Source organism: Pseudomonas sp. MB-090624 (assembly GCF_003205245.1).
Classification (GTDB): domain Bacteria; phylum Pseudomonadota; class Gammaproteobacteria; order Pseudomonadales; family Pseudomonadaceae; genus Aquipseudomonas; species Aquipseudomonas juntendi.
Window position 1 is genome coordinate 13013 of the sequence record NZ_QJRK01000058.1, and the last position, 23596, is coordinate 36608.

Here is a 23596-nt window from a genome sequence, read left to right on the forward strand (position 1 = left end):
TCGGTCAGTTCAGGTGGCGGCCCAGGCGGGCTTCCAGGTGTTTCAGCAGGCGCCGCACCACCTCGACGATCACCAGGTAGAGCACTGCGGCCCACAGGTAGATCTGGAAGTCGAAGCTGCGCGAAAAGGCCAGTTTGGTCACGCCCATCAGGTCGTAGATGGTCACCAGCGAGGCAATGGCGCTGGCTTTGATCATCAGGATCAATTCGTTGCCCAGCGGGCCGATGGCAACCAGCAGCGACTGCGGCAGGATCACCTTGAAGAAGGTCGTCGAGCGCTTCAGGTTCAAGGCCCGCGCCGCCTCATACTGGCCCGGGGCGACGGCCATCAGGCTGCCGCGGAAGATCTCGGCCTGGTAGGCGGCGGTGTTCAAGGTGAACGCCAGCAAGGTGCAGAACCACGCCTCGCGGAAGAACCACCACAGGCCCACGTCCTGCCAGAAGCTCTTGAACGAGCCCAGGCCGTAGTACAGCAGGAACAACTGGGCCAGCAATGGCGAGCCGCGGAAGAAGTACACATAACCTGCCGCCAGGCGTTGCAACAGCAGGTTGTGCGACAGGCGCGCCAGCGCCAGCAGCAGGCCCAGCAGCGCGCCCAGGCTGAAGGAAATGGCGACCAGCTTGGCAGTGACCAGCAGGCCGTCGACAAAGCGCGGGCCGTAACGCTGCAGCAGGTCAGGGTCGAGCACCAGCGCCAGCAATTGGTCGAGGCTCATGCGCGCGCTCCTTGCAGGTGGCGGTTGCTCCGCCGCTCGATGTAGGCGAACACGCGCCCGGACAATGCCGCGAACAGCAAGTAGCCCAGGCACGCCACGCCATAGAAGAACATGGGCTCTTTGGTCACGCTGACGGCCAGGTTGGTCTGGCGCATCAGGTCGACCAGCGAGATGGTCGACACCAGCGAGGTGTCCTTGAGCAACGACAGCCAGTTGTTGGACAAGCCGGGCAGGGCAATGCGGGTCAACTGCGGCAGCAGCACCTTGAAGAACCCGGTGCGTTTGCTCAGCCCCAAGGCCGAACAGGCCTCCCACTGGCCTTTGGGCAAGGTCTTGAAAGCGGCCAGCCAGATCTCGCTGGAAAATGCGGCAAACACCAGACTGAACGCGATCATGGCGGCCACGAAGGTATTGATCAGGAACTCACCTTCATAGCCCAGGGCGGCAAGGACCTTCTGCGCGGCGATCTGGCAGCCGTAATAAATGATCAGCAGTGTCAGCAGCTCGGGCAAGCCGCGGAACACGGTGGAAAACGTGGTGGCCCAGGCCCGTGGCAGGCGTTTGCGCGAGCGGGCCGCCAGGGCGACTACCAGGCCCAGCGGCAGGCCGATGGGCAGGCAGGCCAGGGCCAGTGACACAGTGACCAGCGCGCCGGCCAGCAGCGCCTGGCCCCAGCCACCGCTGGCCAAGGACAGCAAGGACAATTGATCGAGCATGACGAACACCTTGTGTTGACCTCACCGGCCTCATCGCCGGCAAGCCAGCTCGCACAGGTAAACCGCTGTTCTTCAGGTCTGTGGGCAACCTGTGGGAGCTGGCTTGCCGGCGATAGGGCCCGGTCAGGCAATGATGGCTTGAAGATCAGTTGTAGATATCGAATGCAAAGTACTTACTGGCGATCTTCTGATAGGTGCCGTTGGCCACGATCTGTTGCAACGCGGTGTTCAAGCGTTGGCGCAAGGCTTCATCATCCTTGCGCACGGCAATGGCGGCATCGGCCTTGGTGTTGGCTACATCACCCAGAATCTTGCAGCAGTCACCGCCGTTCTTGCTGATCCATTCCTGAAGCGGAAATTTGTCGGCAATCACCCCGTCCAGGCGGCCGGCGGCCAGGTCCGCGTTGGCTTCGTCCATGGTCGGGTACAGCTTCACGTCAGCGCCGGCCTTGGCGTAAACGTCCTCGGCATAAATGGCCTGGGTAGACGACGACTGGGCGCCAACCGTGTAGCCGTCGAAGTGGGTTTGGGCATCGGTGATCTTGCTGTCCTTGGCCACGGCCACGGTCAACGGGGTACGGTAGTAATGGTCGGTGAAGGCAATTTTCTTGCGCCGCTCCTCGGTGTCGATCATCGAGGCCACCACAGCGTCGTACTTGCGCGCCATCAGCGCCGGGATGATGCCTTCCCAGTCCTGAGCCACCAGCGTGCACTCGACCTTCATCTGTTCGCACAGGGCATGGGTAATGTCGACGTCGAAGCCATGCAACTGGTTATCGGCGTCGACATAGTTGAACGGCGGGTAGGCACCCTCGGTGGCGAAGCGCAGGGTTTCGGCACTGGCAGCACCCGCCAGCAGCAGGGCGCACGCACCCAGCAAGGCCATGGACTTGTTCATCTCGCACCTCATTGCACTCTTGCTATTGTTGTTTGCCCGCCGACCACGTGGTGTAGCCGACGAACTCGTTATGTAGAGCGGCAGTTGCTTCCAAGCGCTTTTCAACATCCGGCCCGAGTTTCTTGCAGACCTCGTTGACCATCAGGTGTACCCACGACAGCATGGCCGAGGTGGATTCCCAGAACAGATTGAATTCGGTGGGTATGCGGAACACCTCGTCGGCGTTGGCATCGGCCCAGTCACAGAAAGTGTCGGTCACCAAGGTGACCGCAATGCCCGCCTCGCGCGCCTTTTGGCACAGCAACAGGGCATGGCGGGAATAACGGCGCGCCTCGAACACCACCAGGGCGCTGTCTGCGGCGTTACCGAGCAGCACGTCGGCAAAGTGCCCGGCACTGAGGTCGACCAGTTGCACCCCATCGCGCAGGTATTGCAGCAAGTGGCCCATGCACATGGCCAGGCCGCGCTCGGTCTGAAAACCTGCAACAAAGACCCGGCGCTTGCTCGCCAGGCGTTGGGCCACGTTGTGCCAGGCCGGGCCTTGGCGGTACTCGTGCACGCGCACCAGGGCGGCCATTTCCAGTTCCAGGCTGCCGCCGTTGTCGCTGGCGTCCTGGCGCTGGCGGTAATCGTGCAAGCGGTCGCCCATCAGCCACGGGCCATCGCCCAGGTCGCTCTGCAGGTCTTGCTTAAGTGCCTTGAGGTGGGCATAACCCAGGGAGCGGCAAAACCGCCCGACACTGGATTCGCTGACGCCCAGCTTGGCGGCGATGCTGGCCGAGGTCTGGAACGGCAGTTCGTGCAGGTTGGCGAGCATGTAGGTGGCGATCTTGCGGCCTGACGCTGCGGCCCCGTCGAGGCTGGCTTCCAGGCGTTGCTTGATCGGTTGGCTCATGCTGGGGCTCCAGAAGGTAAGGCTTGGGAAGAAAATGAATGTTTTCTGCCATTAAGTCAACATTTGACAGATAGCTGTCACTCGCGGGAAAGTTTTGCCGTTGCAACGCTGTAGCCACTCCAAAATCAACAAGGAGCTTCAGATGTCCGCACCGTCCACCGGCACCGTCGTGCGCGTGCCGTTTACCGAGCTGCAAGGCCTGCTGCAGGCTATCTTCCAGCGCCATGGCTGCAGCGACAGCGTGGCCAGGGTGCTGGCCCACAATTGTGCGAGCGCCCAGCGCGATGGTGCCCATAGCCATGGGGTGTTCCGCATGCCGGGGTACGTGTCCACGCTGAACAGCGGCTGGGTCGATGGGCGGGCCGTGGCCAAGGTCAGTGACCTTGCCGCCGGCTATGTCAGCGTCGATGCCGCTGGCGGGTTCGCCCAGCCCGCACTGGCGGCGGCCCGCGACCTGTTGGTGGCCAAGGCGCGCAACGCCGGCATTGCCGTGCTGGCGATCCACAACTCGCACCATTTCGCCGCCTTGTGGCCAGACGTGGAGCCGTTCGCTGAAGAGGGCCTGGTGGCCCTCAGCGTGGTCAACAGCATGACCTGTGTGGTGCCGCATGGGGCCCGCAAGCCTCTGTTCGGCACCAACCCTATCGCCTTTGCAGCACCCTGCGCCGAGCATGACCCGATCGTCTTCGACATGGCCACCAGCGCCATGGCCCACGGCGACGTGCAGATTGCCGCGCGTGCCGGCCAGCCGCTTCCCGAAGGCATGGGTGTCGATGCCAATGGCGAACCAACCACCGAGCCCAAGGCGATTCTCGAGGGCGGTGCCTTGCTGCCATTTGGCGGGCACAAGGGCTCGGCGCTGTCGATGATGGTCGAATTGCTGGCGGCGGCGCTGACAGGCGGGCATTTCTCCTGGGAGTTCGACTGGTCGGAGCACCCGGGGGCGAAAACGCCATGGACCGGGCAACTGATCATCGTCATCGACCCGAGCAAGGCCGAGGGCGAGCGTTTTGCCCAGCGCAGTCGCGATCTGGTGGAGCAGATGCAGGCGGCAGGGTTGACGCGCATGCCGGGTGAACGGCGTTACCGCGAGCGCGAGGTGGCAGACGAGGAGGGGGTGGCGCTGACCGAGCAGGAATTGCAAGACCTGAAAGCGTTGCTTGGTTGATCCGGCCTAATCGCCGGCAGGCCAGCTCCCGCAGTGGGAGATTCTAGGGTTCCTGGCAAGGGTAGCCGGAGCATCATCAGCGCCTGTGAGATCGAGCGCCGCCCGCGCGGCGCAATCGCGAGCTGCGCTCGCTCCTACGTTTGTTTCGGGCCAGTAACGCCTGTGACAGGCGCGCGCGGCCGCCTTGTTTGTACGCCGCGATATTGAGGCATGCACCAAGGCGTTCGCGCGCGAATCCCACAGGAATAATTGGCCCGAAACAAACGTAGGAGCGAGCGCAGCTCGCGATTGCGCCGCGCGGGCGGCGCTCGCTCTCACAGGCGCTGCATATCTTGTGGCAAACACCTGTCAGCCCTAAGGCGATCCCTGTGGGAGCTGGCTTGCCGGCGATTAGGCCATCACTGCCAGCATAAAACCCTGGCCATGCAATGTTGCATAGACAACCTTGCACATTAGTGGATGTTCCTGAGCCGTGTGTGCGGGTATGCTCAGGGCTGACTTTTCGTACTGTCCTGATCCAAGGAGCTGCACGCTGTGTTCAAACATGTCGATGCCTATGCCGGCGACCCGATCCTCTCGTTGATGGAAACTTTCAAGGCCGACCCGCGCGCCGACAAGGTCAACCTGAGCATCGGCCTGTATTACGATGAGGCCGGCGTGGTGCCGCAATTGGCGGCGGTGGATGCGGTGGAAAAGCGCATCGCCGGCCAGGACCATGAAGCGTCCCTGTACCTGCCTATGGAAGGCCTGGCCAGCTACCGTCAGGCGATTCAGGCGCTGCTGTTCGGCGCCGATCACCCGGCCGTGACGGGTGGGCGCGTGGCCACGGTGCAGACCGTGGGTGGCTCTGGCGCGTTGAAGGTCGGCGCCGACTTCCTCAAGCGCTACTTCCCGCAGTCGGAAGTCTGGGTCAGCAACCCGACCTGGGACAACCACCGCGCCATCTTCGAGGGTGCCGGCTTCAAGGTGCACACCTACCCGTACTTCGATCAGGCCACTCGCGGCGTCGACTTCGACGGCATGCTGGCCACCCTGCAAGCGCTGCCGGCCAATAGCGTGGTCCTGCTGCACCCGTGCTGCCATAACCCGACCGGTGCCGACCTGGCCCAGAACCAGTGGCAGCAGGTGGTCGAAGTGGTCAAGGCCCGCCAGTTGATCCCGTTCCTCGACATCGCCTACCAGGGCTTTGCCGAGGGCCTGGTCGAAGACGCCTACGCCATCCGCGAAATGGCCCGTGCCGGCGTACCGTGCCTGGTCAGCAACTCGTTCTCGAAAATCTTCTCGCTGTATGGCGAGCGGGTCGGTGGCTTGTCAGTGGTGTGCGACGACGCGGCCACCGCACAGAGCGTGCTGGGCCAGCTCAAGGCCACCGTGCGCCGCAACTATTCCAGCCCGCCCAACTTCGGTGCCCAACTGGTGGCTGGGGTGCTCGGCGATGCCGGCCTGAATGCCCAGTGGGCCGAGGAAGTCGAAGTGATGCGCAAGCGCATTCTGGATATGCGCCAGGCGCTGGTCGATGCCCTGGCCGTGCTGCTTCCAGGCCAGGACTTCCAGTTCTTCCTGCGCCAGCGTGGCATGTTCAGCTACACCGGCTTCAGCGTCGAGCAGGTCCGCCGCCTGCGCGACGAATTTGGCGTGTACCTGATCGATAGCGGCCGCGTGTGCATGTCCGGCCTGCGCCCGGCCAACCTTCAACGGGTAGCCGAGGCGTTTGCTGCCGTGCAGAAGTAACCCTGCATCGGGGTGCTGAGCACCCCGTTCGCGCTGCAAGGCCGCTCTTGCATCCACCGCGCAACACCCGCGATGCCTGCCACTTGTAAAGACAAGTGCAGCCGCCCCTCGGAAAAGGGCTTCGCAAGTGCAACCTTTCCGTGCACAATCGCGCCCCTCTTTTCCGGTTGAGTTGGGCGAACGCACTGTTTCGCCATTCTCAGCCTGTTGCAGTCTTGCGAGTGGAGCTTCACCCGGAATGAATGAGCAGGCCCCAAGCGTTGAACAACGCTTTGCAGAATCGACCCCCGCCACCCTCGGTAACTGGGCGCGGCACGACACCACCTGGATGCTGGGCCTGTTCGGCACCGCCATCGGTGCTGGCACCCTTTTCCTGCCGATCAACGCCGGCCTTGGCGGCTTCTGGCCGCTGCTGGTCCTGGCCGTGCTGGCATTCCCGATGACCTATTTCGCCCACCGTGGGCTGACCCGCTTCGTGCTTTCCGGGCGCACCGGTGGTGATATCACCGAGGTGGTCAAGGAGCATTTCGGCAGCACTGCGGGCACCTCGATCACCGTGCTGTACTTCTTCGCCATCTTCCCGATCCTGCTGATCTACAGCGTGGCGCTGACCAACACCGTGTCCAGCTTCATCGAGCACCAGTTGCACCTGCAGCCACCGCCACGGGCCATGCTGTCGTTCGTGCTGATTCTTGGCCTGCTGGCCATCGTGCGCTGCGGCGAGCAGGCCACGGTCAAGGTCATGAGCCTGCTGGTGTACCCGTTCATCGTTGCCCTGGCGCTGCTGGGCCTGTACCTGGTACCGCACTGGACCGGTGGTATCCTCGATAGCGCCACCCAGGTGCCACCGGCCTCGGCCTTCCTGCACACCTTGTGGCTGGCCATTCCGGTGATGGTGTTTTCCTTCAACCACTCGCCGATCATCTCGGCCTTCGCCGTGGACCAGAAACGCCGCTACGGCGACCACGCAGATGAGCGCAGCGGGCAGATTCTGCGCCGTGCCCACCTGTTGATGGTGGTGATGGTGCTGTTCTTCGTGTTCAGCTGCGTGCTGACCCTGAGCAGCGCGCAGCTGGCTGAAGCCAAGGCGCAGAACCTGTCGATCCTGTCGTACCTGGCCAACCACTTCAGCAACCCCACCATCGCGTTTGCCGCGCCGCTGATTGCCTTCGTGGCCATCGCCAAGTCGTTCCTCGGCCACTACATCGGTGCCAGTGAAGGCCTCAAGGGCATTATCGCCAAGACCGGCGCACGCCCGGGCGCCAAGGCCCTGGACCGGGTGGTTGCAGGGTTGATGCTGGTAGTGTGCTGGATCGTCGCCACCCTCAACCCGAGCATCCTCGGCATGATCGAATCGCTCGGCGGCCCGATCCTTGCGGTGCTGCTGTTCCTGATGCCGATGTACGCCATCCGCCGTGTACCGTCCATGCGCAAGTACAGCGGCGCGGCGTCCAATGTATTCGTGGTAGTGGTGGGCTTGGTTGCGCTGACTTCGGTGGTGTACGGCCTGCTGGGCTGAGTCACGGCTGGCTATGAAACAAGCCCGGGTTGGCTGGCGCCGCCCGGGTTTTTTGCGCGTGAAACTCACCCGGCAAGGGGCGAGAAAGCCGGAAGTTTGTTCACAAACATTATCCGGGAATAGAACAAATTCACCCGCCCCCATAGGCACTAGGCCGCCTTCATGCTTAACTCGGTGTCCTTTTCAAACCCCGCATAAGGATTTCGTCATGGCTCAAGTGACTCTCAAAGGCAACCCGGTTCAGGTCAACGGCAACCTGCCACAGGCCGGCGCCCAGGCTCCGGCTTTTTCCCTGGTGGGTGAAGGCCTGGCTGACAAGTCGCTGAAAGACTACGCCGGCAAGCGCAAGGTGCTGAACATCTTCCCGAGCGTCGACACCCCAACCTGTGCCACTTCGGTGCGCAAGTTCAACGCCCAGGCCAACGATGTAGCCAACACCGTGGTGCTGTGCATCTCCGCCGACCTGCCGTTTGCGCAGGCACGTTTCTGCGGCGCCGAGGGCCTGGAGAACGTGAAGAACCTGTCGACCCTGCGCGGCCGCGAGTTCCTCGAAAACTACGGCGTGGCCATCGCCGATGGCCCGCTGGCTGGCCTGGCCGCCCGCGCCGTGGTGGTGCTGGACGAGAACGATAAAGTGCTGCACAGCGAGCTGGTCGGCGAAATCGCTGAAGAACCGGACTACGAGGCTGCACTGGCGGTACTGAAGTAAGCAGCGCGCCTGTCGCGGAGCGCTTTGATGTCGTGATAGCCCTGTAGGAAAGAGTGCAGCTCTGCTCTGCAGGGTTGTCAGTGCTCGCCGTGGCATCTTTAGCGCTTGTGAGATCGAGCGCCGCCCGCGCGGCGCATCGCGAGCTCCTACGTTTGTTTCGCGCCAATTATGCCTGTGTGATTTGCGCGCGAACGCCTTGGGGCATGGCTCGATATAGCGCCGTGCGAACAAGGCGGTCGCGCGCGCCTGGCCCAGGCAATACTGGCCCGAAACAAACGTAGGAGCGAGCGCAGCTCGCGATGCGCCGCGCGGGCGGCGCTCGTTCTGTGGAACCCCGCAGCCCTCAGCGCGCTCCAAGCAACACCCTGTAACGGCCTGGAACACGTTCCGGGCCGTTTTCATTTAAAATTCCGCATCTTGGCAACGTCAGCCAAAGGTAAACCTCTGGTAAAGGCCCTTTGCTAAAACGATGCCAGTGCTTATCGTTCACCCTCCCCAAGCCGTCATTCCGAACAAGGTTCGTTCAACCCATGCAAGCGTCCAATTCCCGTTCCCCTCGTCGCTGGCTGCTCGGCCTGCTGATCCTGCTGCTGGTGGCTGCGCTGGCCTGGTGGCTGTGGCCTGCAGCAACGCCTGGGCATAAGGACGCCAGCGGCGGGCGTGGTGGCAAAGGCATGGGCATGGGCGGCCGCCCGGGCTTCGGTGGTTCAACCGACCCGGTGCCTGTGCGCGTCGAACCCGTGACCGTGGGTGACTTCCCGCTGTATTACAAGGCGCTGGGTACAGTGACTGCGACCAACACGGTCAACGTACGCAGCCGCGTGGCAGGCGAGCTGGTCAAAATCCACTTCAAGGAAGGCCAGCAGGTCAAGGCCGGCGACCTGCTCGCCGAAATCGACCCGCGCACCTACCGAATCGCGCTGCAGCAGGCCGAAGGCACGCTGGCACAGAACCAGGCGCAGTTGAAGAACGCCCAGGTCGACCTGGCCCGCTACAAAGGCTTGTACGCCGAAGACAGTATCGCCAAGCAGACCCTCGACACGGCCGAGGCGCAGGTGGCGCAGTTTCAGGGCCTGGTCAAGACCAACCAGGCGCAAGTCAACGATGCCCGGCTAAACCTGGAGTTCACCCAGATCCGCGCCCCGATCAACGGCCGGGTGGGCCTGCGCCAGCTCGATCTGGGGAACCTGGTAGCGGCCAACGACACCAATGCCCTGGTGGTCATCACCCAGACCGAGCCCATCAGCGTTGCCTTCACCTTGCCGGAAACCGAACTGGACACCGTACTGCAGCGTTACCGCAGCGGCGCCAGCCTGCCGGTCGAGGCCTGGGACCGCAGTGACAGCAAGCTGCAGTCCAAGGGGGTACTGGCCAGTATCGACAACCAGATCGACACCACCACCGGCACCCTGAAATTCAAGGGCCGCTTCGAGAACAAGGACCTGGCCCTGTTCCCCAACCAGTTCGTCAACGTGCGTCTGCTGGCCGACACCCTCAAGCAGGTGGTCATGGCCCCGGCGGCAGCCATTCAGTTCGGTAACGACGGCACGTTCGCCTACGTCGTCAACGACCAGAGCACGGTCAATGTACGCAAGCTCAAGGTCGGCGCCAGTGATGGCGAGCACAGCGTCATCCTCGATGGCCTGAAGGCCGGCGACCGCCTGGTACTGGAAGGTACCGACCGCCTGCGCGAGGGCACCAAGGTCGAGGTGGTCGAAAACAGCTCGCAGGTGCCGACGACCCCAGGCCAGAAACTGCAGGGCCAGGATGCCAAAGGGTCGGCACATGCCGGTGAGGGCCAGCCAGGGCAAGCGCAGCCTGGTGCCGCAGCAGGCAAGGCGGGCGCATGAACCTCTCGCGCCTGTTCATCCTGCGGCCGGTCGCCACCACGCTGAGCATGCTGGCCATCGTGCTGGCCGGCCTGATCGCCTACAAGCTGCTGCCGGTTTCTGCCTTGCCGCAGGTGGACTACCCGACCATCCGCGTCATGACCCTGTACCCCGGCGCCAGCCCGGAGGTCATGACCAGCGCGGTGACCGCGCCACTGGAGCGCCAGTTCGGCCAGATGCCCGGGCTTGAGCAAATGGCCTCGACCAGCTCCGGCGGCGCATCGGTGCTCACCCTGCGTTTCAACCTGGACATGAACATGGACGTTGCCGAGCAGCAGGTACAGGCCGCGATCAACGCCGCCAGCAACCTGCTGCCCAGCGACCTGCCGGCGCCGCCGGTGTACAACAAGGTCAACCCGGCCGACACGCCGGTGCTGACCTTGGCCATTTCCAGCAAGACCATGCCGCTGCCCAAGCTCAACGACCTGGTCGATACCCGGGTGGCGCAGAGGCTTGCGCAGATCAGCGGCGTGGGCATGGTGAGCATCGCCGGGGGCCAGCGCCAGGCGGTGCGGATCAAGGTCAATGTCGATGCCTTGGCGGCCAATGGCCTGAACCTTGAAGATGTCCGCACGCTGATCGGCGCGTCCAACGTCAACCAGCCCAAGGGTAACTTCGACGGGCCCACCCGCGTGTCGATGCTCGACGCCAACGACCAGCTGCGCTCCCCCGAGGAATACGCCAACCTGATCCTGGCCTATAACAACGGTGCGCCGCTGCGCCTGAAGGACGTGGCCGAAATCGTCGACGGTGCCGAGAACGAGCGCCTGGCAGCCTGGGCCAACGAAAACCATGCGGTACTGCTGAACATCCAGCGCCAGCCGGGTGCCAACGTGATCGAAGTGGTAGACCGCATCAAGGCGCTGCTGCCGTCGATCACCGACAACCTGCCTGCGGGCCTGGATGTGTCGGTGCTCACCGATCGCACCCAGACCATTCGTGCCGCGGTCAAGGATGTCCAGCACGAACTGCTGATCGCCATCGTGCTGGTGGTCATGGTCACGTTCGTCTTCCTGCGCCGGGCCAGCGCCACCCTCATTCCGTCCATCGCGGTACCGCTGTCGCTGATCGGCACCTTCGGCGTGATGTACCTGGCCGGCTTCTCGGTCAACAACCTCACGCTGATGGCGCTGACCATCGCCACCGGCTTCGTGGTCGACGACGCCATCGTCATGCTGGAGAACATTTCCCGCCATATCGAAGAGGGCGAAACGCCCATGCAGGCCGCGCTCAAGGGCGCCCGGCAAATTGGCTTCACCCTGATATCGCTGACCTTCTCGCTGATTGCGGTACTGATCCCGCTGCTGTTCATGGCCGACGTGGTCGGCCGCCTGTTCCGCGAGTTCGCCATCACCCTGGCGGTGGCCATCCTGATTTCCCTGGTGGTGTCGCTGACCCTGACGCCAATGATGTGCGCGCGCCTGCTCAAACGTGAACCCAAGGAAGAAGAGCAGGGCCGGTTCTACCGTGCCAGTGGCGCCTGGATCGACTGGCTGATCAAACACTACGGCAGCGCCCTGCAATGGGTGCTCAGGCACCAGCCGCTGACGTTGCTGGTGGCGGTGGCAAGCCTGGCGTTAACGGTGTTCCTCTACATGGTGGTGCCCAAGGGCTTCTTCCCGGTGCAGGACACCGGGGTCATCCAAGGCATCTCCGAAGCGCCGCAGTCCACTTCGTTCGCCGCCATGAGCGAGCGCCAGCAGGCCTTGAGCAAGGTGATCCTGCAGGACCCGGCCGTACAAAGCCTGTCGTCCTATATTGGTGTCGATGGTGACAACGCCACGCTCAACAGCGGCCGCTTGCTGATCAACCTCAAGCCCCACGGCGAACGCGACGTCACGGCCAGCGAAGTGATCAGCCGGCTGCAGCCGCAAGTCGACCGCCTGGTGGGCATTCGCCTGTTCATGCAACCGGTGCAGGACCTGAGCATCGAAGACCGCGTCAGCCGCACCCAGTACCAGTTCAGCCTGTCGTCGCCCGATGCCGACCTGTTGGCGCAATGGAGCGGCACACTGGTGCAGGCGCTGCAGCAGCGCCCCGAGCTGGCGGATGTGGCCAGTGACCTGCAGGACAAAGGCCTGCAGGTCTACCTGGTCATCGACCGCGACATGGCCAGCCGTTTGGGCATCACCGTGTCGCAGGTCACCAACGCCTTGTACGACGCGTTTGGCCAGCGGCAGATCTCGACCATCTACACCCAGGCCAGCCAGTACCGCGTGGTGCTGCAGGCCAAAGATGCCGCGGTCATCGGCCCGCAGGCGCTGGAATCGGTCCACGTCAAGGCTGCCGATGGCGGCCAGGTACGCCTGTCGGCATTGGCGCGCATCGAGCAGCGCCAGGCCCAATTGGCGATCTCGCACATTGGCCAGTTCCCGGCCGTGACCCTGTCTTTCAACCTGGCCCATGGCGCGTCACTGGGTGAAGCGGTGCAAGTGATCGAGCAGGTACAGCAGGACATCGGCATGCCGCTGGGGGTGCAAACCCGCTTCCAGGGGGCGGCGGAGGCCTTCCAGGCCTCGCTGTCGAGCACCTTGCTGCTGATTCTGGCAGCGGTGGTCACCATGTACATCGTGCTGGGCGTGCTGTACGAGAGCTACATCCACCCGGTGACCATCCTCTCGACGCTGCCGTCGGCGGCCGTCGGCGCCTTGCTGGCCTTGCTCATCAGCGGCAACGACCTGGGCATGATCGCGATCATCGGCATCATCCTGCTGATCGGCATCGTCAAGAAGAACGCGATCATGATGATCGATTTCGCCCTCGAAGCCGAACGCCATCAAGGCATGAGCCCCCGGGACGCCATCTACCAGGCGGCGCTGTTGCGCTTCCGGCCAATCCTGATGACCACCCTGGCGGCGCTGTTCGGGGCCGTGCCACTGATGCTGGCCACAGGCTCCGGCGCCGAGCTGCGACAGCCGCTGGGCCTGGTGATGGTCGGTGGCTTGCTGGTCAGCCAGGTGCTGACGTTGTTCACCACCCCGGTCATCTACCTGTACTTCGACCGCCTGGCGCGCCGCTGGCGCCCGGCCGATAGCGCGAAGCAGGCCGAAGCATGAACCTGTCGGGGCCGTTCATTCGTCGCCCGGTGGCGACGATGCTGCTGAGCCTGGCGATCATGCTGCTGGGCGGGGTCAGCTTCAAGCTGCTGCCGGTTGCGCCACTGCCGGAAATGGACTTCCCGGTGATCGTGGTGTCGGCCAACCTGTCCGGTGCCAGCCCCGAGGTCATGGCCTCTACCGTGGCCACGCCACTGGAGCGCAAGCTGGGCAGCATCGCCGGCGTGACCACCCTGACCAGCAGCTCCAACCAGGGCTCGACGCGGGTGATCATCGGTTTCGAGATAGGCCGTGATATCGACGGTGCGGCGCGTGAAGTGCAGGCGGCCATCAATGCCACCCGCAACCTGCTGCCCAGCGGCATGCGCAGCATGCCTACCTACAAGAAGATCAACCCGTCGCAGGCGCCGGTCATGGTGCTTTCGCTGACCTCGGACGTGTTGCAGAAGGGGCAGCTGTACGACCTGGCCGACACCATTCTGTCGCAGAGCCTGGCCCAGGTGTCCGGGGTAGGGGAGGTGCAGATCGGCGGCAGCTCGTTGCCGGCGGTGCGCATTGCCGTCGAACCGCAATTGCTCAACCAGTACGGCCTGTCACTGGACGAAGTGCGCACCGCGGTGGCCAACGCCAACCAGCGCCGGCCCATGGGCTTTGTCGAAGACGCCGAGCGCAACTGGCAGGTGCGCGCCAATGACCAGTTGGAGAAGGCCAAGGACTACGAGCCCATCGTCATTCGCCAGCAGAACGGGACCATCCTGCGTCTGTCCGACGTGGCTGCGATTACCGACGGGGTCGAGAACCGCTATAACAGTGGCTTCTTCAACGACCAGTCGGCGGTGCTGCTGGTGGTCAACCGCCAGGCTGGCGCCAACATCATCGAGACAGTCGGGCAGATCAAGGCGCAGCTGCCGGCCCTGCAGTCGCTGCTGCCCGCCAGCGTGCAGTTGAACGTGGCCATGGACCGGTCGCCGGTCATCAATGCCAGCCTCAAGGAGGCCGAGCACACCCTGCTGATCGCGGTGGTGCTGGTGATTCTGGTGGTCTACCTGTTCCTCGGCAGCCTGCGCGCCTCGCTGATCCCCAGCCTGGCGGTGCCGGTATCGCTGGTGGGTACTTTCGCTGTCATGTACCTGTGTGGTTTTTCGCTCAACAACCTGTCATTGATGGCGCTGATTCTTGCCACCGGCCTGGTGGTGGACGATGCCATCGTGGTGCTGGAGAACATCTCCCGGCACATTGAAGACGGCCAGCCGCCCATGAAGGCGGCCTTCCTGGGCGCCAGGGAAGTGGGCTTCACCTTGCTGTCGATGAACGTCTCGCTGGTGGCGGTGTTCGTTTCCATCCTGTTCATGGGCGGCATCGTGCGCAACCTGTTCCAGGAATTTTCCATCACTTTGGCGGCGGCAATCATCGTGTCGCTGGTGGTGTCGTTGACCCTTACGCCGATGCTCTGCGCGCGCTGGCTCAGGCCGCACAACGCCGAGCAGACCCGCCTGCAACGCTGGAGCGACAAGCTCCACCTGCGCATGGTCGACGCCTATGACCGCAGCCTGGGTTGGGCCCTGCGCCACAAGCGCCTGACCCTGTTCAGCCTGCTGGCGACCATTGGCCTGAATATCGCGTTGTACGTGGTGGTGCCCAAGACGCTGATGCCCCAGCAGGACACCGGCCAACTGATGGGCTTTATCCGCGGTGACGATGGCCTGTCGTTCAGCGTGATGCAGCCGAAGATGGAAACCTACCGTCGCGCCTTGCTCGCCGACCCTGCGGTGCAGAGCGTTGCCGGCTTCATCGGCGGCAACAGCGGCACCAACAATGCCATGATACTGGTGCGCCTGAAGCCGATCAGCGAGCGCAAGCTGGACGCGCAAAAAGTGATCGAGCGCCTGCGCAAAGAGATGCCCAAGGTGCCGGGTGGGCGGCTGTTCCTGATGGCCGACCAGGACTTGCAATTGGGGGGCGGCGGGCGTGACCAGACCTCGTCGCAGTACCTGTACACCCTGCAAAGCGGCGACCTGGCGGCGTTGCGCGAGTGGTTCCCGAAGGTGGTCGCTGCGCTGCGCGCGCTGCCGCAGCTGACTGCCATCGACGCCCGCGATGGGGGTGGCACCCAGCAGGTGACGCTGGTGGTGGACCGCGACCAGGCCAAGCGGCTGGGGATCGACATGGACATGGTCACCACGGTGCTGAACAACGCCTACAGCCAGCGCCAGATTTCCACCATCTACGACAGCCTCAACCAGTACCAGGTGGTGCTGGAAATCAACCCGAAATACGCCTGGGACCCCAGTACCCTCGAACAAGTGCAGGTGATCACCGCGGACGGTGCCCGGGTGCCGTTGTCGACCATCGCCCACTACGAAAATACCCTGGCCAACGACAGGGTCAGCCACGAAGGCCAGTTCGCTGCCGAAGACATCGCCTTCGACATTGCCGAAGGCTATAGCCCCGACCAGGCCCTGGCCGCCGTGGAGCGAGCAGTGGCGACCCTGGGCCTGCCGGAGGGGGTGATCGCCAAGCTCGGCGGCAGCGCCGATGCCTTTGCCAAGACCCAGCAGGGCCAGCCGTTCATGATCCTGGGTGCATTGCTGCTGGTGTACCTGGTGCTGGGTATTCTGTATGAAAGCTACATTCACCCGCTGACCATTCTCTCCACGTTGCCGTCGGCCGGCGTCGGTGCCTTGCTGGCGCTGTACCTGACCGGTGGCGAGTTCAGCCTGATCTCGCTGCTGGGGTTGTTCCTGCTGATTGGTGTGGTGAAGAAGAACGCCATCCTGATGATCGACCTGGCCCTGCAGCTTGAGCGTCATCAGGGCCTGTCTCCGGAGGAGTCGATTCGCCGCGCGTGCCTGCTGCGCCTGCGGCCCATCCTGATGACCACCTTGGCGGCCATCCTCGGTGCCTTGCCGCTGCTGCTGAGCCAGGCCGAAGGCGCCGAAATGCGCCAGCCGCTGGGCCTGACCATCATCGGTGGCCTGGTGTTCAGCCAGATCCTGACCCTTTACACGACGCCGGTGGTCTATCTGTACCTCGACCGCCTGCGCCACCGCTTCAACCGTTGGCGCGGTGTGCGCACCGACGCCGCCATGGAAACCCCGCTATGACATTTGCCCACTCCCCACTGCACCGTGGCCTGCAGGCGTTGACCCGCGGGCGTGGCTCGCGCCTGCTCAGCGCCGGGTTGTGCGTGGCCATGCTCAGTGCCTGCACCCTGAGCCCGGACTACCAGCGCCCGGCGCTGGACAGCACGGCGGCGCAGTTCAAACACGCCGAGGGCTGGACCCAGGCCACACCGTCCGATGCCATCGCCCGTGGCGCCTGGTGGGAAATCTATGGCGACGCCGGGCTCAATGCGCTGGTCGAGGAACTGAACCGCAGCAACCAGACCGTGGCGCAGTCCGAAGCCCAGTACCGCCAGGCCCAGGCGCTGGTGCGCAGCAGCCGTGCGTCGCTGTTCCCCAGCCTTGACCTGAGTGCCAGCAAGAACCGCTCGGCGCAGGGTACTGGCAGCTCCAGCTCCAGCCTGTCCAACAACAGCAGCGGCATACGCGACACCTACAATGCGCAGTTGGGCGTGAGCTGGGAAATCGACCTGTGGGGCAAGTTGCGGGAAACCCTGAGTGCCAACCAGGCCAGTGCCCAAGCCAGCCTCGCCGACCTCGCCTCGATCCGCTTGAGCCAGCAGTCGGAACTGGTGCAGAACTACCTGCAACTGCGGGTGATCGACGAGCAGAAGCGCTTGCTCGAGGCGACCGTGGCCGCTTACCAGCGTTCGTTGCGGATGAATGAAAACCAGTACCGCGCCGGCGTTGCCGGCCCCGATGCGGTTGCCCAGGCGCGCACCCAGCTGAAAAGCACCCAGGCTGACCTGATCGACCTGATCTGGCAGCGTGCGCAGTTCGAGAACGCCATTGCGGTGTTGCTGGGCAAGCCCCCGGCCGACTTCAACCTGGCCGACAGCAAGGCTATCCCCGCGCTGCCGCGCATTCCGGTGTCACTGCCTTCGCAATTGCTCGAGCGTCGGCCAGACATTGCTGCGGCCGAGCGCAATGTAATGGCTGCCAACGCCAATATCGGCGTGGCGCGGGCGGCGTACTTCCCGGACCTCAGCCTGAGCATGAATGGGGGGTATTCCAGCAGCAGTTTCAACAACTGGATCGAATTGCCCAACCGCTACTGGTCGGTGGGGCCGCAACTGGCGCTGACCCTGTTCGACGCCGGCAAGCGCAGTGCCGAGGTTGACCGCACCGTGGCGGTGTATGACCAGACCGTGGCGCAGTACCGGCAGACCGTGCTGGACAGCTTCAAGGAAGTGGAAAACCTGCTGGTGCAGTTGAAGGTCTACGGTGATGAAGCGGTGGTGCGCCAGGAGGCGCTGGATGCCGCCCGTGAGTCGCTGCGCCTGACCGAAAACCAGTACCGCGCAGGCTTGATCGGTTACCTGGACGTCGTCAATGTGCAGGCCACGGCGCTGAGTAACGAGCGCAGTGTGCTGAACCTGCTGCAAGGGCGCCTGGTGGCCAGTGTGCAACTGGTGGCCGCGCTAGGCGGTGGCTGGGATGCCGGGCAGGCGTTTGCCGAGCAGGATTGACGGCACCGCCCAGTGCGGGCCATTGACCTGGCAGATGAGCCCGCATTGCTCAATTATCTGGTGAGTGGCGCCCGGCACTGAGCGCCACCGGCGCGGCCCCCGGTCAGCTATTCCAGTCCGGGGCAAAGGGCGGGCTGACCACTCGCTGGTCTTTCGGCAGCTCGGCAATCGCAGCGCGGTCCTCGTCATCCAGTTGCACGTTCAGCGCCGCCAGGTTGGCCAACTGGTTTTCGCGGCTGCTGGCCTTGGGGATCGCCGCCACACCGTCCTGGTCCAGTAGCCATTTGAGCGCCACCTGGCTGGGCAGTACGCCGTGCTTGCCGGCAATCGCCTGGATCACCGGGTGCGCCGCCGCCTGGCCGCGGGCCAGCGGGGTATAGGCGGTGAGCAGCAGATCATGCCTACGGGCATAATCGAGCAGCGGCTGCTGGGAGAGCAGCACGTGGTACTCCACCTGGATCGCCGACAACGGCGCCCCGTGCTGTTCCACGACCTCGCGTAGCAAGCCCAAGGGGAAGTTGGCCACACCAATGTGGCGTGCCTTGCCTTCTTCACGCAGGGCCACCAAGGTCTCGATACTGCGGGCCAGGTCTTCATGCTGGCCGGGCCAGTGAATATGGAACAGGTCCACCTGCTCGGTGCCCAGTGCCCGCAGGCTGGCTTCCAGCGACGCGCGCATGGCCTTGGGTTGCAGCCGGTCCCACCAGACCTTGGTGGTCAGGTGGACCTGCTCGCGCGGGACGTCGCTGTCGCGCAGGGCCTGGCCGACGGCGGCTTCGTTCTCGTAGGCGGTGGCCGTGTCGATGTGCCGGTAGCCTAACTCCAGTGCCTGGCGCACGGCCTGGGTGCACGCGCTGCCGGTCATTGGCCAGGTGCCCAGGCCCAGGGCAGGCAGTTCCAGGCCGTTACGGGTTGTGAGCCTTTGCATGTCAATTCCTTGTACAGTGTGCCGGGTGAGGCTCCATGGTCGATGATCAGTGCGGCACGGGCCATGCGCGCGGCGCGCAAAGTGGTCGATCAGCGAACGGAAAATGCGTTCGGCCCCGGCCTGCGGCAAATGAACTTCCTTATGTTGCGGCATCTCTTCTAGAATCCCAGCTGTTGCATCCGCCAGGCTCCGCCTGCGCGGTCATCCCCCTGGCGCGGCCTATGGCGGCGTCGTCATCGAGAGAGCCATGAGTTCCAGTACACCGTTGTCCGGCGTCAACAAACCCTTGCGTGGCATCGCCCTGGTGGTGGTTGCGACGTTCCTGTTCGCCAGCCACGATGCCTTGTCCAAATTCCTCGGCGGCCTGTACCCGATCGTGATGGTGGTATGGGCGCGCTATGTGGTGCATACCCTGCTGATGGCCGGCATTTTCCTGCCCAAGGCCGGCCTGAACGTGCTGCGTACCCGCCGCCCGCTGTTGCAGACCCTGCGTGCCTTGAGCCTGCTGAGCACCAGCCTGCTGTTCACCACGGGCTTGCAGTACCTGCCACTGGCCGAGGCAACGGCGGTCAACTTCCTGGCCCCGGTGCTGGTCACCGCACTGTCGGCGCCATTGCTCAAAGAGCGGGTTACCGTGGCGCAGTGGGTGGCGGTGGTGCTGGGTTTCATCGGCGTGCTGGTGGTGGTGCACCCGGGTGGGGCCATGTTCACCCCGGCGATTCTGTACCCGTTCGGCTCGGCGTTGGGCTTCTGCTTCTATCAGTTGCTGACGCGTATTCTGGCCGCGCATGACAGCCCCACCACCAGCAACTTCTATGCGGGGCTGTGCAATACGCTGGCGATGAGTGCGCTGGTGCCGTTCTTCTGGGAAGTGCCGCGCTGGGACCATGCCTTGCTGATGTTGGCGCTGGGCGGTTTCGGCATGACCGCGCACCTGTTGCTGACCCAGGCATTCCGCCATGCGGCACCCGCGTTGCTGGCACCGTTCAGCTATTGCCAGATCGTGTTCGCCGGCTTGCTTGGCCTGGTGGTGTACAGCCAGGTACCGGATACCTTGAGCCTGGTGGGTATCGCGGTGATCTGCCTCAGCGGCCTGGGGGCGGCGTGGATGCAGCGGGGCAAGTAAGCCTGGCCATCGTCAAGGCTGGCTGGCCATGAATTGGATGATGCGCTCACGCAGCCAGCGCTCGGCCGGGTCGTTGTCCTGGGCACCGCTCCAGACCATCGACAGCTCGGCCTCGGTGATCTCGAACGGTGCAGGGTCGGCGCGTAGACAACTGTCCTCGACCAGTGCACTGGCAGCGTAGTCAGGTACCGTGGCGATCAGTTCGGTGTTGCGCAGCAGGGCGCGCAGGCTGCCGAACTGCGGCACCGCCAGCACCACTTTGCGGGATCGACCGATCCGCGCCAGGTCGAGGTCGATGTTGCCGCTCATGTCACCGGAGAACGACACCATCACATGCGGCCGGGCACAGTATTCGTCGAGTGTCAGCGGCCCCGGGCGATCGTCGGCGCGCAGCACCCGCACGCCGATATCGCGCAGCTTGCGGCGCTTGGCGGTTGCCGGCAGGTCAGTGGTGTAGCTCACGCCCACCGAGATCTCACCGCTGGCCAGCAAGCCTGGCATCAGCAGAAAGTTGGCCCGCCGCACCACCACGCTGATGTCCGGCGCCTCTTCACGCAGGGCTTGCAGCAAGGCTGGAAACAGGCCGAACTCGGCATCGTCCGACAGCCCGAGGCGGAAGACGTTGCAACTGCTGGCCGGGTCGAACTCGCGGGCGCGGCTGATGGCCGCGGAAATCACATCCATGGCCGGGCCCAGCTCCGCGAAGATCTGCATCGCCCGTGGCGTGGGCTCCATGGCGCGCCCGCTGCGGATCAGCAGGGGGTCGTCGAACAGTTCGCGCAGGCGGGCGAGGGCGGCGCTGACGGTGGACTGGGTGATGAACAGCTTTTCACCAACGCGGGTGAGGTTGCGTTCGATCATCAAGGCTTCGAACAGCACCAGCAGGTTCATGTCGACGCGGCGCAGGTCGTTGCGGTTCATGAGGCTTGGGTTCCGGAGCTAAAGGATTTGCGCTGTATTGAAGCATGGGCCGCCGCGTCGTGCCTTGTATGGATGTGCCGGCGGCCTGGTGGCTGAAGCTGCGGCGCTGAAAGAGCCAACCTATCGCGGCCAAACAACCGCTCTATTAGACCTGCGCCCAGGCTCGGCTAGTCTTTCTCCTGGCCCCGCGAATTCCGCGCACCGGTGGGGGCAGCACCCCCGTGCAAGACCGCACCCACCTGGTGTGACAGCTTCGCAAGCCCCCGTTTCCACCTGATCAGGCATGGCACGCGCGCCTGCTCGGCTGAGCGAACATCTGGCATAGACCGGAAATCTGGATAATCGACCTAAAGGTACCCGCAGATGTCGAACGAATCGAAATGCCCGTTCCATCAAACCGCAGGTGGCGGCACCACCAACCGTGACTGGTGGCCTGACCAGCTCAACCTCAGAATCCTGCACCAGCACTCGTCGAAGTCTGACCCGATGGAGCCGGACTTCGACTATGCCAAGGCCTTCAAAAGCCTGGACTTCCAGGCCCTGAAGCAAGACCTGACCGCGTTGATGACCGATTCGCAGGACTGGTGGCCGGCCGATTTCGGCCACTACGGCCCGCTGTTCATCCGCATGGCCTGGCACAGCGCCGGCACCTACCGCATTGCCGATGGCCGCGGTGGCGCAGGCTCTGGCCAGCAACGCTTCGCACCGCTCAACAGCTGGCCAGACAACGTCAGCCTGGACAAGGCACGGCGCCTGCTGTGGCCGATCAAGCAAAAGTATGGCAACAAGATTTCCTGGGCCGACCTGATCGTGCTCACGGGCAATGTGGCGCTTGAGTCGATGGGCTTCAAGACCTTCGGCTTCTCTGGCGGCCGCGCCGATGTGTGGGAGCCGGACGAAGATGTCTACTGGGGCTCGGAAAAGGTCTGGCTGGGTGGCGATACCCGCTATGGCAAGGAGCAGGTCAAGGCCCAGCCGCCCGGGCAAGGGGACCTGGTGGCAGAGCCCGCCAAGCACCCGCAGGAACAAAGCCGAGACCTCGGTGGCGAGCGTAACCTAGAGAACCCGCTGGCGGCCGTGCAGATGGGCCTGATCTACGTAAACCCGGAAGGGCCGGAGGGCAACCCCGACCCGGTCGCCTCGGGCAGGGACATCCGTGAAACCTTTGGCCGCATGGCCATGAACGATGAAGAAACGGTGGCGCTGATCGCCGGCGGCCATGCCTTCGGCAAGACCCACGGTGCCGGCCCGGCCGACAATGTCGGCCCCGAGCCGGAAGCCGCTGGGCTGGAACTGCAGGGCCTGGGCTGGGCCAACAGGTTGGGTACCGGCAAGGGCGGCGACACCATCACCAGCGGCCTTGAAGTGACCTGGACTTCGACGCCGACGAAGTGGAGCAACGAGTACCTGAACAACCTGTTCGACTTCGAGTGGGAGCTGACCAAAAGCCCCGCAGGTGCCCACCAGTGGACACCGAAAGAAGGCAAAGGCGCGGGCACCGTACCGGATGCCCACGACCCGGCCAAACGCCACGCGCCGTCGATGCTCACGTCCGACCTGGCGCTGCGTTTCGACCCGGTCTATGGGCCTATCGCCAAGCGCTTCAAGGACAACCCTGAGCAACTGGAAGATGCTTTCGCCCGCGCCTGGTACAAGCTGATCCACCGCGACATGGGCCCGCTGGCGCGCTACCTGGGCCCGGAAATGCCCAATGAAGAGCTGCTGTGGCAAGACCCGATCCCGCCAGTCGACCACCCGCTGGTGGGCGAGCAGGACATTGCCGCGCTCAAGGCCAAGGTGCTGGCCACGGGCCTGAGCGTGGGCGAGCTGGTGGCCACGGCCTGGGCTGCAGCATCGACCTTCCGGGGCTCTGACAAGCGCGGCGGTGCCAACGGTGGTCGCTTGCGCCTGGCACCGCAAAAAGACTGGGTGGCCAACCAGGGCACCGGCAAGGTCGTTGCCGCGCTTGAGCACATCCAGGCCGAGTTCGCTGCCAGCGGCAAGCACATTTCCCTGGCCGACTTGATCGTGCTGGCCGGTGCCGCTGCCGTGGAGAAGGCCGCCAAGGACGCCGGTCATGACCTGAGCGTGGCGTTTCGCCCGGGCCGTGCCGATGCTACGCAGGCACAGACCGACGTGGAATCGTTCGCCGTGCTGGAGCCGCTGGCAGACGGCTTCCGAAATTTCAGCAAGGGCCGCTACAGCGTCAAAGCCGAGAAGTTGTTGCTGGACAAGGCGCAGCTGTTGACCTTGACCGCGCCGGAAATGACCGTACTGATCGGCGGGCTGCGCGTGTTGGGTGCCAACCATGCGGGGAGTCAACAGGGCGTGTTCACCGACAAGGTCGGTACCCTGAGCAACGATTTCTTCCGCAACCTGCTGGACATGGGCGTGGAGTGGAAGCCAACTTCGGCAGACAACGAAGCGTTCGAAGGCCGCGACCGCAAGAGCGGGCAAGTGAAATGGAGCGCAAGCCGCGTCGACCTGGTGTTTGGGTCGCATGCGCAATTGCGGGCGTTGAGCGAGGTGTACGGCAGCAGTGATGGCGGCGCCAAGTTCGCGCGCGATTTCGTTGCCGCCTGGGAGAAGGTCATGGAACTGGACCGTTTTGACCTGAAGTGAGGAACCTGCGGGGGCTGCTGGGCAGCCCCCGTTGCCATTGGCGATCCCGCCAATTCCAGGTCGGATAGATACAAAAGTGCCCTTGTCGGTTCTGTTGCAATGCTTCTCAGGC

The 23596-nt window shown here is 64.0% G+C and carries 16 protein-coding genes; 10 read left to right on the forward strand and 6 right to left on the reverse strand.

What is annotated here, in order from left to right; genetic code table 11:
- Window positions 1-4 precede the first annotated feature (4 nt).
- The 4 genes from DMX12_RS25465 to DMX12_RS25485 form a co-directional block, all read right to left on the reverse strand.
- Window positions 5-715 carry an ABC transporter permease gene (locus tag DMX12_RS25465; protein WP_054906136.1) on the reverse strand — a complete coding sequence of 237 codons (711 nt, stop codon included), beginning with the start codon at window positions 713-715 and terminating at the stop codon, window positions 5-7.
- Window positions 712-1431: an ABC transporter permease gene (locus DMX12_RS25470; protein WP_009687024.1), complete on the reverse strand. Its 720-nt coding sequence runs from the start codon at window positions 1429-1431 to the stop codon at window positions 712-714. The genes DMX12_RS25465 and DMX12_RS25470 overlap by 4 nt, the downstream gene beginning before the upstream one ends.
- 145 nt (window positions 1432-1576) lie before the next feature.
- A complete protein-coding gene (locus DMX12_RS25480) occupies window positions 1577-2329 on the reverse strand; it encodes a transporter substrate-binding domain-containing protein (protein WP_009687025.1) in 753 nt (250 codons plus the stop codon).
- A 22-nt stretch (window positions 2330-2351) separates the two neighbouring features.
- Window positions 2352-3224 carry a MurR/RpiR family transcriptional regulator gene (locus DMX12_RS25485; protein ID WP_110679794.1) on the reverse strand — a complete coding sequence of 291 codons (873 nt, stop codon included), beginning with the start codon at window positions 3222-3224 and terminating at the stop codon, window positions 2352-2354.
- Between the two features lie 142 nt (window positions 3225-3366).
- Between DMX12_RS25485 and DMX12_RS25490 the strand changes: the two genes are divergently transcribed.
- The 8 genes from DMX12_RS25490 to DMX12_RS25525 all read left to right on the forward strand — a co-directional run bounded on the left by DMX12_RS25490 (window position 3367) and on the right by DMX12_RS25525 (window position 17887).
- The gene (locus DMX12_RS25490; protein WP_110679795.1) at window positions 3367-4392 is read left to right on the forward strand and encodes an Ldh family oxidoreductase; all 1026 of its coding nucleotides are present in this window, start codon (window positions 3367-3369) and stop codon (window positions 4390-4392) included.
- A gap of 534 nt (window positions 4393-4926) precedes the next feature.
- Window positions 4927-6123 carry an amino acid aminotransferase gene (locus tag DMX12_RS25495; protein WP_054912301.1) on the forward strand — a complete coding sequence of 399 codons (1197 nt, stop codon included), beginning with the start codon at window positions 4927-4929 and terminating at the stop codon, window positions 6121-6123.
- A 238-nt stretch (window positions 6124-6361) separates the two neighbouring features.
- Window positions 6362-7642, forward strand: a complete 1281-nt coding sequence (locus tag DMX12_RS25500; RefSeq protein ID WP_029887942.1) for a serine/threonine transporter — start codon at window positions 6362-6364, stop codon at window positions 7640-7642.
- Between the two features lie 208 nt (window positions 7643-7850).
- A complete protein-coding gene (tpx, locus tag DMX12_RS25505) occupies window positions 7851-8351 on the forward strand; it encodes a thiol peroxidase (protein WP_054881982.1) in 501 nt (166 codons plus the stop codon).
- Between the two features lie 530 nt (window positions 8352-8881).
- Window positions 8882-10201, forward strand: a complete 1320-nt coding sequence (locus DMX12_RS25510) for an MdtA/MuxA family multidrug efflux RND transporter periplasmic adaptor subunit (protein ID WP_110679796.1) — start codon at window positions 8882-8884, stop codon at window positions 10199-10201.
- Entirely contained in the window at window positions 10198-13296 is a 3099-nt protein-coding gene (locus tag DMX12_RS25515) for an MdtB/MuxB family multidrug efflux RND transporter permease subunit (protein ID WP_110679797.1), read from the forward strand. Before DMX12_RS25510 ends, DMX12_RS25515 begins: the two co-directional genes overlap by 4 nt.
- Window positions 13293-16400 carry an efflux RND transporter permease subunit gene (locus tag DMX12_RS25520; protein ID WP_110679798.1) on the forward strand — a complete coding sequence of 1036 codons (3108 nt, stop codon included), beginning with the start codon at window positions 13293-13295 and terminating at the stop codon, window positions 16398-16400. Before DMX12_RS25515 ends, DMX12_RS25520 begins: the two co-directional genes overlap by 4 nt.
- Window positions 16397-17887 (forward strand): efflux transporter outer membrane subunit, encoded by a 1491-nt coding sequence (locus DMX12_RS25525; RefSeq protein WP_110679799.1) that lies wholly within the window; start codon window positions 16397-16399, stop codon window positions 17885-17887. Before DMX12_RS25520 ends, DMX12_RS25525 begins: the two co-directional genes overlap by 4 nt.
- A 103-nt stretch (window positions 17888-17990) precedes the next feature.
- Here DMX12_RS25525 and DMX12_RS25530 read toward each other — a convergent pair whose 3' ends face one another.
- On the reverse strand, window positions 17991-18815 hold the full coding sequence (locus DMX12_RS25530; protein WP_110679800.1) for an aldo/keto reductase: 825 nt from the start codon (window positions 18813-18815) through the stop codon (window positions 17991-17993).
- A gap of 247 nt (window positions 18816-19062) precedes the next feature.
- On the opposite strand from DMX12_RS25530, the gene DMX12_RS25535 reads away from it, so the two are divergent.
- Entirely contained in the window at window positions 19063-19941 is an 879-nt protein-coding gene (locus DMX12_RS25535; protein ID WP_009682408.1) for a DMT family transporter, read from the forward strand.
- Window positions 19942-19953: 12 nt separating this feature from the next.
- Here DMX12_RS25535 and DMX12_RS25540 read toward each other — a convergent pair whose 3' ends face one another.
- Window positions 19954-20862, reverse strand: a complete 909-nt coding sequence (locus tag DMX12_RS25540) for a LysR family transcriptional regulator (protein ID WP_110679801.1) — start codon at window positions 20860-20862, stop codon at window positions 19954-19956.
- A 363-nt stretch (window positions 20863-21225) separates the two neighbouring features.
- Between DMX12_RS25540 and katG the strand changes: the two genes are divergently transcribed.
- Entirely contained in the window at window positions 21226-23484 is a 2259-nt protein-coding gene (gene katG, locus DMX12_RS25545; protein ID WP_110679802.1) for a catalase/peroxidase HPI, read from the forward strand.
- Window positions 23485-23596: the final 112 nt, after the last annotated feature.

Bases quoted from the DNA above. Each gene is read 5' to 3' on its own strand.
- DMX12_RS25530 (WP_110679800.1), bottom strand. From the start codon at position 18,815: ATGCAAAGGCTCACAACCCGTAACGGCCTGGAACTGCCTGCCCTGGGC.
- DMX12_RS25525 (WP_110679799.1), top strand. From the start codon at position 16,397: ATGACATTTGCCCACTCCCCACTGCACCGTGGCCTGCAGGCGTTGACC.
- DMX12_RS25535 (WP_009682408.1), top strand. From the start codon at position 19,063: ATGAGTTCCAGTACACCGTTGTCCGGCGTCAACAAACCCTTGCGTGGC.
- DMX12_RS25480 (WP_009687025.1), bottom strand. From the start codon at position 2,329: ATGAACAAGTCCATGGCCTTGCTGGGTGCGTGCGCCCTGCTGCTGGCG.
- DMX12_RS25465 (WP_054906136.1), bottom strand. From the start codon at position 715: ATGAGCCTCGACCAATTGCTGGCGCTGGTGCTCGACCCTGACCTGCTG.
- tpx (WP_054881982.1), top strand. From the start codon at position 7,851: ATGGCTCAAGTGACTCTCAAAGGCAACCCGGTTCAGGTCAACGGCAAC.
- DMX12_RS25520 (WP_110679798.1), top strand. From the start codon at position 13,293: ATGAACCTGTCGGGGCCGTTCATTCGTCGCCCGGTGGCGACGATGCTG.
- DMX12_RS25485 (WP_110679794.1), bottom strand. From the start codon at position 3,224: ATGAGCCAACCGATCAAGCAACGCCTGGAAGCCAGCCTCGACGGGGCC.
- DMX12_RS25470 (WP_009687024.1), bottom strand. From the start codon at position 1,431: ATGCTCGATCAATTGTCCTTGCTGTCCTTGGCCAGCGGTGGCTGGGGC.
- DMX12_RS25510 (WP_110679796.1), top strand. From the start codon at position 8,882: ATGCAAGCGTCCAATTCCCGTTCCCCTCGTCGCTGGCTGCTCGGCCTG.
- DMX12_RS25515 (WP_110679797.1), top strand. From the start codon at position 10,198: ATGAACCTCTCGCGCCTGTTCATCCTGCGGCCGGTCGCCACCACGCTG.
- DMX12_RS25500 (WP_029887942.1), top strand. From the start codon at position 6,362: ATGAATGAGCAGGCCCCAAGCGTTGAACAACGCTTTGCAGAATCGACC.
- DMX12_RS25540 (WP_110679801.1), bottom strand. From the start codon at position 20,862: ATGAACCGCAACGACCTGCGCCGCGTCGACATGAACCTGCTGGTGCTG.
- DMX12_RS25490 (WP_110679795.1), top strand. From the start codon at position 3,367: ATGTCCGCACCGTCCACCGGCACCGTCGTGCGCGTGCCGTTTACCGAG.
- katG (WP_110679802.1), top strand. From the start codon at position 21,226: ATGTCGAACGAATCGAAATGCCCGTTCCATCAAACCGCAGGTGGCGGC.